Annotated in this window: 10 protein-coding genes and 4 pseudogenes; 4 read left to right on the top strand and 10 right to left on the bottom strand. The window is 42.3% G+C overall.

The genetic code is table 11. The features are described 5' to 3' along the window. Window positions 1–259: 259 nt before the first annotated feature. Window positions 260–4,718: pseudogene (locus N4T56_RS22610) on the top strand (EAL domain-containing protein). Window positions 4,719–5,155: 437 nt separating this feature from the next. On the opposite strand, the pseudogene N4T56_RS22005 reads toward N4T56_RS22610, so the two are convergent. Together N4T56_RS22005 and N4T56_RS22000 are read right to left on the bottom strand one after the other, a co-directional pair. Then, window positions 5,156–6,246 (bottom strand): annotated as a pseudogene (locus N4T56_RS22005) (branched-chain amino acid aminotransferase). 178 nt (window positions 6,247–6,424) lie between these two features. Continuing rightward, the gene (locus N4T56_RS22000) at window positions 6,425–6,778 is read right to left on the bottom strand and encodes a RidA family protein (protein ID WP_261734705.1); all 354 of its coding nucleotides are present in this window, start codon (window positions 6,776–6,778) and stop codon (window positions 6,425–6,427) included. A gap of 172 nt (window positions 6,779–6,950) precedes the next feature. Between N4T56_RS22000 and N4T56_RS21995 the strand changes: the two genes are divergently transcribed. After that, window positions 6,951–7,172, top strand: a complete 222-nt coding sequence (locus N4T56_RS21995) for a cell division protein ZapB (RefSeq protein WP_238104488.1) — start codon at window positions 6,951–6,953, stop codon at window positions 7,170–7,172. A 7-nt stretch (window positions 7,173–7,179) separates the two neighbouring features. Here N4T56_RS21995 and N4T56_RS21990 read toward each other — a convergent pair whose 3' ends face one another. From N4T56_RS21990 to N4T56_RS21960, 7 genes and pseudogenes are all read right to left on the bottom strand, one after another. Then, window positions 7,180–7,392 carry a DUF1107 domain-containing protein gene (locus N4T56_RS21990; protein ID WP_261734704.1) on the bottom strand — a complete coding sequence of 71 codons (213 nt, stop codon included), beginning with the start codon at window positions 7,390–7,392 and terminating at the stop codon, window positions 7,180–7,182. 569 nt (window positions 7,393–7,961) lie between these two features. Next, window positions 7,962–8,579: a thiol:disulfide interchange protein DsbA/DsbL gene (locus tag N4T56_RS21985; protein ID WP_261734703.1), complete on the bottom strand. Its 618-nt coding sequence runs from the start codon at window positions 8,577–8,579 to the stop codon at window positions 7,962–7,964. Between the two features lie 221 nt (window positions 8,580–8,800). Next, on the bottom strand, window positions 8,801–9,760 hold the full coding sequence (locus tag N4T56_RS21980; RefSeq protein ID WP_390904098.1) for a serine/threonine protein kinase: 960 nt from the start codon (window positions 9,758–9,760) through the stop codon (window positions 8,801–8,803). Between the two features lie 59 nt (window positions 9,761–9,819). Continuing rightward, window positions 9,820–10,122, bottom strand: coding sequence for a DUF3630 family protein (locus N4T56_RS21975; protein WP_261734702.1), 303 nt, complete (start codon window positions 10,120–10,122; stop codon window positions 9,820–9,822). Window positions 10,123–10,190: 68 nt separating this feature from the next. Beyond that, window positions 10,191–11,630, bottom strand: a pseudogene (locus N4T56_RS21970) (protein adenylyltransferase SelO). Beyond that, window positions 11,620–11,961 carry a hypothetical protein gene (locus N4T56_RS21965; protein WP_261734701.1) on the bottom strand — a complete coding sequence of 114 codons (342 nt, stop codon included), beginning with the start codon at window positions 11,959–11,961 and terminating at the stop codon, window positions 11,620–11,622. The pseudogene N4T56_RS21970 and the gene N4T56_RS21965 overlap by 11 nt, the downstream one beginning before the upstream one ends. Window positions 11,962–12,102: 141 nt before the next feature. Beyond that, the gene (locus N4T56_RS21960) at window positions 12,103–12,867 is read right to left on the bottom strand and encodes a hypothetical protein (RefSeq protein WP_261734700.1); all 765 of its coding nucleotides are present in this window, start codon (window positions 12,865–12,867) and stop codon (window positions 12,103–12,105) included. Window positions 12,868–13,212: 345 nt separating this feature from the next. On the opposite strand from N4T56_RS21960, the pseudogene N4T56_RS21955 reads away from it, so the two are divergent. Next, window positions 13,213–13,606, top strand: a pseudogene (locus tag N4T56_RS21955) (nitrous oxide-stimulated promoter family protein). Window positions 13,607–13,856: 250 nt separating this feature from the next. After that, complete coding sequence (locus tag N4T56_RS21950) at window positions 13,857–14,399, top strand: YSC84-related protein (protein WP_229780101.1); 543 nt, start codon at window positions 13,857–13,859, stop codon at window positions 14,397–14,399. A gap of 566 nt (window positions 14,400–14,965) precedes the next feature. On the opposite strand, the gene N4T56_RS21945 is transcribed toward N4T56_RS21950, so the two are convergent. Continuing rightward, window positions 14,966–15,565, bottom strand: coding sequence for a pentapeptide repeat-containing protein (locus N4T56_RS21945; RefSeq protein WP_261734699.1), 600 nt, complete (start codon window positions 15,563–15,565; stop codon window positions 14,966–14,968). Window positions 15,566–15,859: the final 294 nt, after the last annotated feature.

Below are 15,859 nucleotides of genomic sequence, written 5' to 3'. Positions count from 1 at the left end.
CATCAAAATCATGTAAAAATGCATATTTCGATTGCGTATCGCATATAAAGCTGTCAGTTTTTATGCATAAATATTAACCTTATTGAACGCAATCACTTGGTAAATTGTGAGTAATTGAATTTAAGGGCTTTAATCAACAGTTTTCCTGTTAATATACCGTTAATATGTATGTTGTCTTTCTAATTGAAATGTATAAAGGTGAGATTTGAATTTTCGTGCATTTAAGCATTTAACACAGTGGTTAATGTTACTGACATTGATGTTTTCATTGTCGGTTTCAGCGCAAAAAGCAAATGCGAATGATAGTCTCGCCGAAGTAAAATTTGAGCACTTTAATACTGAAGGTGGCCTTAACCAAAACTCGATCACCCGCCTATTGATGGACAGCGCTGGTATGTTATGGATTGGCACTCAAGACGGCCTTCATAGTTATAACGGCGTCGACTTCAATCTGTATTTAAAAAAGTCAAATAACAGCAACAGTATATCGGGCAACTTCATTACCGATATTTTGCAATCTCCCGACGGCGATTTATGGGTCGGTACCTATAACGACGGCCTAAACAAACTCAACCTCACCACCGGAAAGTTTACCCAATATAAGCAAGAACAGGGCTTAGCAGACCTGCAAATCACTCATTTATCCATGATTGGCGATACCTTATGGATAGGAACGCATGCAGGGCTTTACTTATTACCGCTAAAAACCGGAAAAATTACCCCGGTAAACTTAGGTGGCAATATTATTGCGGATATCACCAGTCTTGCCAATGTTGATAACAAGTACATTGTGGTAGGCACTGAAACACACGGCACATTTGCGATTGACAGTAACACCATTATCCGCCTCGACATCCCCACCAACATGAGCGTCAACCAAATAAAATCCAGTTCGCTTTACTCGGTATGGTTGGCTATAGACAATCAAATTTGGCGCTATAACCTCGACACTCATGAAAGAGAGCTAATATGGTCACGCGGAAATAACTACACTGAAAATCGTCGTATTACCGATTTTACCGTAGTCAATGCCAATCAAATTTTTGCGATAGGGCAAAATACCGGCTTATTCAAACTCGATAATATTGATGGAAAATGGGTGAGTTCTGTATACAAACACAACCCACAAGCACTGAGCAGCATTAGTGCCAATACTCTGCAAACATTAATGCTCGATCCCAACGGCACCTTATGGATAGGTACAGGTTATTCAGGCATAGACAAACTCAATCTTAACCAACAATTTTTTAGCCATTATTACGACTATCAAACAGGCTCACCCGGAATGGCGAACATGATCCGCTCGGTATTTCGTGACAAACAGCAGCGCTTGTGGATTGGTACCGATGGGGTCGGTGTAAAATATTTAAAGCAGCACGATGCCAATTACTATTATATCAATGAGCTCTTTGCCAATAAGCTCTCACTCCCTATTGAGCACCTTGCATTAACTGTGCACGACATTGTGCAAGACAAGCAAGGTTTATTGTGGTTTGCCACCAACCTAGGGTTATTTACTTTAGACAGCAATAATAACTTAGAGCAAGTACAACCGGCCAACGAGCAATTTCGCGCCGACACGCAAATTCGTAGTCTAGTGTTCGATAACAAAGATCGCTTATGGATTGCCACATCCCAAGGCTTGTACTTTATTTCAGAACACACCGGCCGCATGATGGCCTATAACTTTGGTTTTCAATCTGAGTACTCGCCATATAAACATCAAATTATTACCCTGCATTTTAGTCAAGATTTTCTCTGGCTAGGTACCATGGGCGGCGTTGTTAGGCTTGATCCAGAAAAACAACAACTCAATTTTTTAACCCACGATCCTGACAATGCTTATAGCTTAAGCGATAACCGAGTAAGAGACTTTTTATTAACTGAAAATGGCGATTTTTGGGTGGCCACCCATGGCGGTATCGACAAGCTAACCGTTGAATATGGTAGCTTTAAATTTGAACGAATGGATGTCAATGCCGACAACAGCAGCAATACGATTTATGCCATTTTAGAAGATAATAAGCATAATTTATGGTTAAGTACCAACTCGGGAATATCGCGCTTTAACCCAAGTAAAAAAAGCTTTATTGCCTACAACGTGTTTGAAGGGCTGCAAGCCAACGAATTTAATGGCGCTGCAAAATTTAAAGAAAAAGACGGCTCATTATGGTTTGGCGGGATTAAAGGTTTAAACCATTTTAGTCCTGATAAAGTGCCGAGTCAGCGCCCAGAAAACAAACTCGCACTCACTAAGTACACCATTGGTGAAACCTCATACCCTATTCTCGACCTGAGTCACGCGCCTAAAATTGATATGCCCTACGAGAAACAAGTCATCACCTTCGAGATAGGTTCGCTCAACTTTAACTACCCTGGTTTAAGTCGATTCAGCTATAAATTAGACGGTCTTGATAACGAGTGGCGTAACCTTAGCCAAGGTAACCACATTACTTACACAAACTTATCACCTGGTGAATACACTTTAATGGTTCGCCATGCACTGGGTACCAACCAATTCAGTCAATATACACTTAATGTCAAAGTCTCGGTAATACCACCGGTTTATATGACCGTTTGGGCTTATGTATTATACGGCACCATAGGGTTATTAATGGTGTTGTGGTTATTGCTATCAAGACAAAAGAAACTCGCTAAGCAGCGCGAGTTTGACTCGAATATTCGCGCCTCAGAAGAACGCCTTAAACTTGCATTATGGGCATCTGGTGATGGCATGTGGGACTGGAATATTAAAGATGACAAAGTATATCGAACCAATATGGTTGAACCGACCAATGTATCTTTAAAAGACCAATTGCTAACCAATAATGTTCACCCAGAAGACAAACCCAGAGTTGAACAACTGCTTGACGACCACCTAAATGGTGACACTGAATTTTTTGAAGCAGAGTATCGGGTTGAAACTAAACCCGGACAATGGTCCTGGCTATTAGACCGTGGCCAAGTAGTTGAGCGTGATAGTCAAAACACACCAATACGGATGGCCGGTACCCACAAAGACATCACCAGCCGTAAGTTGACCGAAAACGAACTCAAGCTATCATCGCAAGTGCTATTTAGTATGAATGAAGCTGTTGTAGTAGGTGAGTTAGACTACAAAGTCCGCTCAGTAAATCCTGCATTTAGTCGTATTACCGGCTTTAAGCATCGTGATGTCGTTGGTAAACACTTCTTGTTTTTAACCATGGGTAAACAATCACGCGATTTTTATAACTCAGTAGAAACTCAGCTACTCAGGCATAAGCATTGGGCGGGGGAAATCAACATTAGAACCCGAGATCGTCGTGGCATTCTAGCCTGGCTCGAAATCAACCAAGTGATCGACAACAAAGGCGAAACCAGCCACTTTGTCGCGGTGTTTACTGATATTACGGCGCGTAAAAAAGCAGAAGAAGATTTACGGGTATTAGCTAACTTTGATCCCTTAACCGGTCTACCAAACCGTACCTTATTTCAAGACAGGCTCAACCATGCATTAACCAAAGCTATCCGAGCAGAAAGCATGGTTGCGTTATTGTTTTTAGACTTAGACCGCTTTAAACATATTAATGACTCTATGGGACATCACATCGGCGATTTACTGCTTAAAGCCGTTGCTAGCCGTCTACAAAATTCAGTACGTGATGGCGATACCGTCGCCCGTTTAGGCGGAGACGAATTTACCATTATTTTAGAAGGGGTGGCTAAAACAAAAGCCGCGACCATTATTGCCGAAAAAGTCTTAAAAGCGTTCCAAACGCCGTTCTTGCTCGACGACAAAGTGTTAACCATTTCACCGTCGATAGGCATCAGTTTATACCCAGACGATGCGAGCGATACGACTTCGTTAATTAAATATGCCGATACTGCCATGTATCATGCCAAGTCGCTTGGGCGCAATAACTACCAGTTTTACACCGAAAAACTCAATCAATACGCCACTCGCCATGTCCAGCTTGAGGCTGGACTTAAAAAAGCCTTACAAGACAATGAGTTTCACTTGGTTTATCAGCCTAAATACAATGTTGAAACACAACAAATCGTCGGCTTAGAAGCGCTGCTTCGCTGGGAAAGCCAAGAACTTGGCATTATTTCTCCGGTAGAGTTTATCCCGCTTGCGGAAGAAACTGGGATGATTAATCAAATTGGCAATTGGTAGCATTAACCAAGCATGCTGCCAACTGGCTTTATGGCACGGCCAAGGATTTGAGCATATTTCAGTGGCGGTAAACCTATCTGCCAGACAGCTCAAAGCAGACATTATTTCCACCATCGAAGTGGCTCTTGCCGTGTCAGGTCTGCCAGCTCACGCACTTGAACTTGAGCTAACGGAATCAATGATTATGGGCAATCCACAAGATTCTGTCGCAGTACTGTCTCAACTCAAAGCCCTAGGCTTAACGATTGCCATTGATGACTTTGGTACCGGCTATTCAAGCTTAAGCTATTTAAAACGGTTCCCAATAGATACCTTAAAAATTGATCAGGAGTTTGTGCGCGATATTACCGAAGACCCTGATGATGCCGCGATCACCAGCGCAATTATCACCTTAGCCCACAGTTTAGAGCTTAATGTGGTTGCCGAAGGGGTTGAAACTCAAGAACAGCTTAATTTCTTGCGCGACGGTGGATGCGATCAAGTACAGGGCTTTTTATTAAGCAAACCGCTCACCGCCATCAATTGTTTAGCGTTACTTAACCAAGAAAAAAACAGTTAACTATACCAATCCGCATTAGAATTTGCTCTTTTAGCGAAAATGTTCAGTGAGGTATTCGAGGCGGCCTTTTGAAGACATAGTCGTTCTCGGCAACTGCTCCTGCGTTGCTCTATCTCCTGCATCCATGCAGTCGTCGGCAACTGCTCCTGCGTTGCTCTATCTCCTGCATCCATGCAGTCGTCGGCAACTGCTCCTGCGTTGCTCTATCTCCTGCATCCATGCAGTCGTCGGCAACTGCTCCTGCGTTGCTCTACCTCCTGCATCCATGCAGTCGTCGGCAACTGTGCCTACAATCCTATTACTTGCCTAGAAGGTACAGAATTCCCGCTGAATGACCAGATAATTAGTGGAATTGGTATAAGGATTGCTTCTACAATATGACAGACAAAATAAAAGCTCCCTTGGGAGCTTTTATTTTGTCTGCAGCTTAACTTAAACTAAGGCGCAACACGTTCAACTCGTTTAACCCAGCCTTGCGGTGCGGCCACATGACCTTTTTGCAACTCAGTAAACAGCTTATAAATGCGCTGAATATTAGGTCCACTTTGCCATCACCCACAGTAATAACTCGGCCATCTTCAAAGATGTACGAGCTTACAGGCGATACCACTGCAGCAGTGCCAAAACCGCCCGCTTCAATAATTTCACCTGATTCAATGTCAGCAATAAACTGATCTAACATCACAGTTTCTTGTCTCACTTCACACCCCAGCATCTCACTGAGTTCCATGATTGATTGCGAGGTAATCGATTTTAAAATCGTGTCAGTGAATGTTGGGATGATCAAAGTGCCATCTTTCAAAATATGGAAGTGGTTCATCGCACCCGCTTCTTCAATTTGGGTATTTGTAGAGTCTAAATACAACACCTGCGATGCACCATACTCAACTGCAGCTTTACCCGCACGTAGAGAAGCTGCGTAGTTGCCAGCGGCTTTAGACGCACCAGTACCGCCAGACACAGCACGATGAAATTGAGTGCTAATTAATAACCGAATACCATTATTAACCCCTGAAGCATAATAAGCGCCTGACGGGCTTAACATCACACAAAAAGTGTACTTTTGGCTTGGGCTTACCGATAAACGGTCTTCAGTGGCAAAAATAAACGGACGAATATATAAACACGCACCTTCTTGCTGTGGAAACCATAAACGGTCGACATCAATCAAAGCATTAATCGCTTTGACTTGCATGGCTTCATCGATATTTGGAATACACACAATATCGGCAGAACGGTTCATGCGTTCAGCATTTTTATTTAAACGGAAAGTATAAATTTCGCCGTCTTCATGCATAAAGGCTTTCGCGCCTTCAAAAATCGATTGGCCGTAATGCAATGACATTGCACCTGGCGCCATTTCAAATGGACCATAAGGCACGATACGCGGATCGCACCATTGACCATCACGGTAATCCATTAAAAACATGTGGTCAGTTCGAAGCTTACCGAAACCCACGTCGCCTTCAGGCATAAATGGTTCTGTACGGCGCTCTGACGCAGATTTTAAATTATATTTTATGTCCATTGCATACCACCTTAAAAACTGAGCTTGCAGACTATTTAGGCTAGAGAATAATGTCAAGCCGCAGCCGTAGATCCTAAATCAAAATACGTCAATTGAACGTAACAAGCATCAATATATTTATTCATACTGCAACTGACAAACAGTCATTGCATCACTCTATTTAGCTTGGCTACTGCGCTTAACTTACCAGAGCAGCAATTACCGATATTTCGACCAAGTATTCTGGCTCAGCAATGGCGGCTTGCACGCAAGCTCTTGCCGGAGCATGTCCCTGTGGTAACCATTGATCCCATACTTGGTTCATAGCATCGTAATCGCCCATGTCTTTAAGGTAAATAGTCGCCGACAAAATATGCTCACGGTTCGAGCCCGCTTGAGCTAATAAGGCATCCACTTCGTCTAACATGGTGGCAGTTTGCGTTTTAATATCACTAAATTTGTCTTTAGCAACCTGGCCGCAGAGGTACACCGTATTATTGTGGATCACAATACTGCTCATTCGGGTGCTTACATCGAGTCGGGTAATTGTCATAAAAAAGGCTTTTGTTGAGTAGGTTAGCCGATGAAAATAGCGCGATCTCAGATAAAGCACAATAACCAGCGATTTATTGAATATATTTTAGCCACTTAGTTTTAAAGGCTATTCCTATAGGCCTTGTCACTGCTAGAATCGGGGTTCCATCCAGAAACGTATAGGACTCCCCATGAGCCTTGAATTATTGTCCCAACTGGAAACCAAAATCCAGGCGACTCTTGAAAATATTGAGCTACTAAAAATGGAGCTTGAAGAAGAGAAGCAAAAGAATGAAGATTTAGTAAAGCAGCAACAAGAACTGACACAAAAAAACCAACAATTGCAGCAAGACCTCAACTCATGGAGTGATAAGGTCAACGGCCTTGTTGGTTTATTGAATAGCGAAATGTAATTTGGTTTTACGTTGATTGCTGTGGCGCAGATTGTGCCTCAATCAGCGCATTGAGTTCGCTGACAGCCTGCTTTACTTTTGGCAGGCTTTTTTGATTGTGTAAAAAACGTCCTTTATCAAATTCAAGTAAACCTAAATCTTTTACCCAAATAGCGCCACTTAGAAAGATCCGAACATGCTTAACAATTAACTTGGGCGCATATACAGGGAACGTTCTCATATGGTTTTCTCCTAGAGCAAATACGTACGGCCACGCGAAACGTGCAATACCATAAACGATGTTGACTATAATAATGTGACGGGCAAAAAAATATTTACCTTGCTTCACGTTTCATATTCAACAAGGTTTTTCTTATCTCAAAATTTGACCTCACGCAGGAATAAGAGTTTCATCCTTTACAAAATTTTCTCTCTTCGCCTAAAGCAGTGCTACACACCCACTTATTGACAATATAATGTCGCTTGCCAATATTTTGACGCTATGCTACTATTCTTTTCGTTACTCAGGGTAAAAAAGAGTCATTTGACTCATCACCGTATCGTCTTTTATAGACATACGGTTTTTTTGCCTGCCCTCCTAAGCTGTGATTCTCCAGGCTGGTTTAGCAAAAGATGCGGCCATAGCTAAAACAACAATCACCCAGCTGAGCCTTATGGATACATTTAAGCGGATCGCACTGACTCAATCAGTCATAAGCCATAAAATTTAGACAACAAAAAAGGAGCCTAGGCTCCTTTTTTAGTCTTTCCCGTTTGCGCAAATTAAGCGCTAAACCGGCAATAACGTCGTTACTTTTTGTTCATTGTTGTTAAGTAAAATGCAATGTCTAGTAACTCGTCATAAGACTTAATAGAGCTAGTTTCAACACGGTATTTACCGTTAACCACTAATGAAGGTACACCTGAAATTTTGGCGTTTTCAGTATCGCGCTTCATTTTAGACATTTGTGCACTCACCATAAATGAATTGGCTGCTGCATCAAAATCTTTAGCGTCTACACCATTGGCAATAAAAAGTGCTCTAACATCATCAGCGCGAGTAAATTGCTGGCGCTTATCATGGATAGCACTAAACAATGCTGCTTCGATTTTCTTTTCAACGTTAAGTTGTTTTGCTACCGCAAATGCACGTGACATTTCTACGCCCATTTCACGACCAATAAAATCGACATGCGCCTGGCTGAAGCTAACGCCTTCTGGAATATTGGCTTCAATTTTTGGTACAACAGTTTTAGCAAAGTTGTAGCAGTGTGGGCAATAGAAAGAGAAAAACTCCATAATTTCAGGCTTAGCAGAACCAGAGCCATCATTAATTACCGTGTAATGAACACCTTCTTTGTAATCTGCAGCCATCGCCGCCATTGGCGCGAGTAGCAATGCTACGGCCATCAATAATGCTTTTTTCATCTTACTTCCTTTAATAGGCAAACTAATTATAAAAACGCTGTATCTATCATAGTCTAGCGTCAGCCTGAAACTCAATCGTTAGTTGATTGTATTTGTAACTAAATACATCCCGGTAGTTATTATTAAAAAATGTTAATACCCAGCCCGTTAAAAATCAAAAACGTGCAGAGTGGCTCAACTTTTCAACGCAAAATTAGGTTTGGCATCTTTACCATCACTTATTAACCTTGATTAAAGCTGGTTAAACTCAATGGTGCTTCATTCAACGCGGCAAGCTGCTCTTTAAACGCTAAGGTTTGTTGCTCCCAATATTTAATGTCAGCAAACCAGGGAAAGTTCATCGGAAATGCCGGGTCTTGCCAACGTTTTGCTAGCCATGCATTGTAATGGATCATTCTAAACGCTCTTAACGGCTCAATTAGTGCCAATTGCTTGGTGTCAAAATCACAAAACTCTTGATAGGCATCAATTAAAATATCGAGCTGCAATAATTGCTGTGCCCTATCGCCTGTCAACATCATCCAAATGTCTTGCACTGCAGAGCCTTGCCTTGCGTCATCTAAATCAACAAACCCTGAGCCATCGTCTGGAGTCCATAAAATATTTCCAGGGTGCAAATCGCCGTGCAGACGAATCGTGTCAAAGCTGTGTTGTTGCCAAATCTGTTTCGCTTTTGTAAGCACCTGCTCTACCACAGTAAAAAAGGCGCTGCGCATACCTTCGGCGACAATACCGCTGTCTTGTAAATAACGATAAGCATCATCGCCTAAAATCTCAGGAGTTAACGGCTCACGATATACAAAAGGCTGCTTACTGGCATATTGATGAATACGGCCAATAAAGCGCCCCACTGACTCTAATTGCTCAAGGTTATCCACTTCAAAAGCGCGGCCACCTATCGATGGAAATAACGCAAATCGGTAGCCTTTAAACTCAAACAAGGTTTTATTGTCAATGATGACGGGCACAGCAATAGGAATGTCTTCAGCGGCTAACGCCAACGCATAGTCATGCTCTTCTTGTATTTGCGCTTCACTCCAACGTTGTGGTCGATAAAACTTAACCACATAACGTAAGCCTTGGTCACAGCGGAACTGATACACGCGGTTTTCATAACTGTTTAAAGCTAATAAACCGGTTTCAGGAAATACGCCAATGCTTTCAATTGCATCTAAAATCAAATCAGGCGTTAGAGCACTGAAAATGAAATTCTGCGCTATTATTATCCATTTAAGCCTTCTTACGTTGTGTGAATATAGGATTTAAGCAAGCCAGATAAAAAGTGCAACACATCAACATCTTTTGCACTGTCCACTGACAACCAACAAACATCACCATAAAACTCATAATGCAACCACACTGGGCTACCTTCAAAATTCAGCAACCATTGATGCCGATCTGCGCCCCATTGGCGTTCACGGATTTCACAATCTAATGCCGCCGCTAACGGTTCGGCAAACCGTTCAAATTGCTCAAAATCAACTTCAGCTTGAATAACAATGCTCTTCGCTTCAGGATCAAATTTAGCAGATAATAATTTCATAACATCACTCAATAAAAAATGGCGATTAAACAGGGTTAACTACTGCAAGACATAACCAGCCCTTGGCTTTAATCGGGTGGCCGCTTGGCAAAATGGTCCATATCGGGTTGCTCATCATAAGGACGAGTTAATAACTGCTGTAATTGTAAAAGCTTGCTATTGTCAGCTTTTTCCTCAATGTCGATTATGGCTTCCTGGGCAAGGTAATTACGTAAAATATACTTAGGGTTATGCTGATTACGCTGCTGTTGCCATGCAGCAACATCGACCACATCACCCACTCGGGCTTGGTAAGCTTGATACCAGTTATCAAATTCGCTCACATTCAATATATCATCACGTAGTGGACTGTACTGGCTGCTAATGTCTATCTGGCTCATTTTGCGCAAGCTGTTGTTGTAATCAAGCTGGCTGTTTTCAAGCATGACGGTAAATTGGCTAATTAACGCTAAATCTTGTTTTTCTTGCGCTGCTTGCGCGGCGTTATCTAAATCGCTGTCGGTACTTAAGCCTAATTTTTCCCGCATTAAGCTAACATAATGGTTCACCAAACTGGGTTGATAGGTATTAAGTGCGGCAATTAAATCGTCTGACGGAATGATCGGAGTAAGCGCTTGCGCGAGGCGTTTTAGATTCCATAAGCCGATACCGGGTTGCTGGCCAAAAGCATAACGGCCGTCATGATCAGAGTGATTACAGATAAAACCTTCTTTAAAGGTGTCTAAAAATGCAAACGGCTCCAAAATCAAAGGTATCGCCTAAAATCGACATATTGTCGGTGTTCATTACGCCATGAGCAAAACCGACGGCTTGCCAGTGGGCAATCATTTTAGCCGTTGATTGCACCACTTCAACAAACCATTGTTTGTAGCCTGCAGCGTCGGCGGTTAAATGTGGAAAATGCTGAGCAAGGGTAAAGTTAAGCAATTGGGTGAGTTTATCTGGTGCACCTTTTTCGCTATAGCAAAAATACTCAAAGTGGCCAAAACGAATATGGCTTTTCGCTAAACGGACCGTTATTGCTGCGGTTTCTTGGCTTTCACGCCACACAGGGAGATCAGACCCTATTACCGCTAAAGCACGGCTTGTCGGTACAGACAGTGCCGCCAACGCTTCTGACACTAAAAACTCTCGCACCGCAGAGCGCATCACCGCCCGGCCATCACCATGGCGAGAGTAAGGTGTTGAAGCCGCCACCTTTTAAGGCCACATCCCACGCGCCATTAGAGGCCAATAGCCTCACCTAATATTATTGATCGGCCATCTCCCAACCTCGGGGTATACCCACCAAATTGATGACCACTGTAAACTTGAGCATAATAACTCGCTCCTGGCGCTGCTGCATTGGCAGATAACTGCATCAATAACGCATCGTTTGGCTTATCTAAACCAATCAGTTTAGCGGCATCATCACTCCAGCCGAGCCAATGTGGATTGCTGATTCCCTGCGGATAGACTTGCGAATAAAAGCCGTCTAATTGCTCAAAAAAGTCTTGCTTAAAGCGCATCCATCGCGCCTCCCAACACTTGGCGTTGACAATGCAATTGTTCATTATCATCCACTTGGCATTGTTGAGCACACACAAAGGCTTGCGCTGCCGGCATTGATGAACCTTGCAAACGTAACATCCCAGTTCCTTTTGCCTGACATTGCTCGAGCGTATCGAAATAACCTAAAATAAAATCGGTTTGCACCATGTTGGCTGATGCTATCGCCCTTTCGGCATGCTCAGGATTATCTGCAACGTAAAACAGCGTCCACTCAGGGGTACGCGTGCATCCCACTGCCACACTTAACCCAATTGCAGCCAGCAGTAATTTGCTTATCGTAGAAGTCATCAATGCCACCAAAATCCTTGATTATATTAACCACCAGCATCTATCAGCTCAGCCACAGATGCCAAATACAAAAAAGCGGACCGAGGTCTGCTTTCCTTTGTGGATATCATACCCGATATCCTTCACGCTGTATTAACTGAGTTAGCTTGCCTTAGCTTTCGCTTTTTCAATTCGACTGATGCGACCTTCAAATCCAGTGACTGTGCCATCCGTTAATTGATACTCAAGTGCCAGCTGGCAAACACTAATGGCTTGGTCAAACTCGCCTGTATCGTTAAGTAGAGTGGATAACTGCATAAACGCCGGCGCTTTAATCTCATCACTGCCGCTTGAATCATGCTGTTGATAGAACACACGGAATAAATCTAAATATAGTGCCTTAAGTGCAGCGCCATATTGGCAATAATCGGCTTGTTTACGCATTTTATAACAGTGACTGACCACATCTGCTACAGCATCATGCTGAGCTTGTGGTTCGCCAGCATTGTTTGCTGCCTCAACTAATTGCTTAAAACTGTCGCTGGCCCACTCACCTTCAACCGGCGCCAAACAGACAGACTTGTCGTCATTCTCGCTTGATGCAACATCACTTGGCTCAGATTCTGGTTCTGGTTCTGCAGCAATAATCTCTTCTGCCTGTGATTCAAGCTCAGGTTCAGATTCAACATCCACCGTTGTAACGGGATCAGGGATAACCTCAGGCTCTGACGACGCGGCATCCGTTGGCTCAACGGCTTGGTCTTTTTGAGCGATATTTGATTCGCTAGGCGTGTCCACAGGCGATTGAGTTTGTTCTGGGTTGGGTGCTTTTTTGTCGAGTTCTTGTTTTGCAACAGCCTGAGTACGTCGGTATAAATACAGGGCTATTACAACCAATACGACAAATAAAATGACCTTCATTAGCATTAGGCGTCCACCTTACTGATTATGCGTCTTAAACACATAGATTCGTTATTACTCACGTATCAATTAACAGTGAGTCATTTACGTCATTAATAATAGTGCGCTGTTTTTTAAGCACTAGTCATTATTATTTCAACGTGCGCTATAAAATCAAGTATTTATCCACTTTAAACTGTAACAAGCTATCGAATAAGGCACTATTGCGGTGGATTTAAGTGATTTTTGCGATCAATGGCACATTCAACCATGGTTTTGTGTTTGAATTCATAATTAGCGAATGCGAATTTGTCAGCAGCTATTTTGCCACATAAACTCATAATACCAGACTAATTTACTAAGGTATTAACCATGAGCGAAACTGAGTTACTCACAGGTCAGTTACTGTTTGAATTTCGTACCATCAAAGCCATGGTCAATATTTACTGCAAAGCGCATCATCCAATGAAACCGTCACATGATGTATGCGAGCAGTGTCGTGAATTTTTAAGTTACGCCAACACCCGCCTCGACCGCTGCCCTTATGGTCAAGATAAGCCAACCTGCAATAAATGCCCGGTGCACTGCTATAAGCCTCATATGAAACAAAAAGCCCGTGAGATTATGATTTATGCAGAGTACAAGAATGTTACTTCCCCATCCAATTATGGCCATTAAGCATTTATTGGCTGAGCGTAAACCCGCCCCAGGCTTACCACCAGAAGGTGTGTCGAATCGTCATGAGCGTAAGCGGCAAATGTCGTAGACATGTTATTGGGAGCATAAATACCTGACATCGCGCAATCACTGGTGCAACTATTTGTTCAATCATACTTCGTGGTGTTGACACCATTTACCTTAAGCTAACCTCTGTACAAGTATAAACGTTAATTAACTCGCACCGTTTAAGCGGTATTGGTACTCTATAGCGATATACAATGACAATGATGTCAATGGGTTCGTCAATGAGGTGATTTATGCAACGTTCAACCAGCCTATTTTTTACAAGCTTAGTTATGTTGTTTAGTGTCGCGTTTTCTGCGCCAACTTTTGCTAACGATAATGCTTATAGCGAAGCCGTCACAAACTTCAAGAAAGCCAGCGAGACCCGAGACTTTTTTAATTCTGCTTATGGTTATGCCATATTTCCCACCGTTGCAAAAGGCGGTATCGGGATTGGTGCTGCTTATGGTAATGGCCGTGTTTACCAAGGCGGCACACACATGGGTGATTCAAGCTTAACCCAGTTGTCGATAGGATTTCAGCTCGGCGGCCAGGCTTACAGTGAGATTATCTTTTTTAAAGACGCCAAAGCCTATAATGAGTTTACCAGCGGCAGTTTTGAGTTTAGCGCCCAAGCGTCAGCCGTGGCGATTAACTTAGGCGCCAACGCCCAAGTCGGCACCACGGGTAATTCTGCAGGCGCTGGCCAAGCAGGCAGTAATCATAATGCTGCAGCGGCTTACATTAATGGCATGGCAATTTTCACCGCAGCCAAAGGCGGCTTGATGTTTGAAGCCGCCTTAGCAGGACAGTCGTTTACGTTTGATGCTAAGTAATTCAAATGCGTTTAAATGAGTTCGAGTTTTACTCGTAGCTTATATACTCAATCAACTTGAAGATACGTGTTTCAGAGCATCTTCAGGTTGTTTGGGTATAGATCATTCAGGCTGCCATTGGCAGCCTGAATTGTTTTGGGTGAGTTGATTCATATTGCTAATTTGTTTGTAAAAAACAGTTTACATACTAGATCACTCTAACCTGATTGGTATTGGGTTACTTATTTAAAACCCCAAATTCATTGGTACTTATTGCCTGCCGCAGGCTCCGTGCAGATGATTAAGCGAGACGCCGCAAGCACATCCATGTGGCTTAACCAAAACATCCCTGTTTTGGACACTCGCTGACTCATCTACACCTGTCATTATCTCTCTTCGATGTAACCTCTTGCGTGTCAGGGGGTAAAATCCCATAAAGATTTAAACAACATGATTCAAAATAAGAAGCACCTCTAATACTAGAGGCGTACACCTAGTAAAGTATTGACTATTCAACCTTGTAGGGCTGGATGGACATATTAATTCCACTAAGCATTCGAAACTCGTCTTAAACGTCAGTCAGACTTTCAGTCAACGAGTTCAACACCTAAACTTTCCAATAGACTCAGTGCTTCGCTCCTTGAAAATCGTGCCTTTTTCACATTATTTTCAAACACGTCAATAACGTATTCTTCTGAGTCACTGAAATCGACCCCTTGTAAATTTGTTCTCATAAATAAACTATGCCTAAAGTTACAATAAGTCATTGATGAATTTGTAAAGTCACCCTCGCGAAAGTCAACATCATGTAACTTACATTCATCCAAAACTAACTCGTGCAATTTAAGCCCAAAAAATGATGAGTCATTCAAAATACAACGCGTAAAGTTAAGTTCAAAATCTAAGTGGTATATAGCCCATTCAGCTTTCGCCCAATCAACACCGATTAATTTGCTATCTTGAAACCTAACTTCAAACAGCTTTGAATTAGAAAGGTCAACCAAGCTGAAATTACATCGTTCAAATATACAATTAAGGAATTTACAATTTTTGAACTGAGTTTCGGAGAAATTACAGTCTACAAACTGACAGTCCTCAAATTCGATATGATTAAAGTGTTTATGCGAGCCAAGATGTTTTTCAAACAAAATATCTAGATAACTCTCACCATCAACTAACACTTTCATGATTTCCCATCCACCAACACTTTTCTAGACAGTACATCAGGTAGATCGAGTAAACAAGATAGTCAATGTGATGGAATGAACACCCCATTTGAAGCGTTAATATTTTTATTCTTTACTCGTAGAAGAAAAAGAAGCCACCCATGATTTATAAATAGAAGAAAAAGAAGCCACCCATGATTTATAAATAGAAGAAAAAGAAGCCACCCATGATTTATAAAAGTAACTTAACTCTTTTTTATGACTTTGGCGAGGGTTACGATCTATGTGATCAACTCATCAATTTTTATCGATATG

It is taken from the genome of Shewanella phaeophyticola (genome assembly GCF_025398315.1).
Taxonomy (GTDB): domain Bacteria; phylum Pseudomonadota; class Gammaproteobacteria; order Enterobacterales; family Shewanellaceae; genus Shewanella; species Shewanella phaeophyticola.
This window is presented reverse-complemented; position numbering and strand designations above follow the sequence as displayed.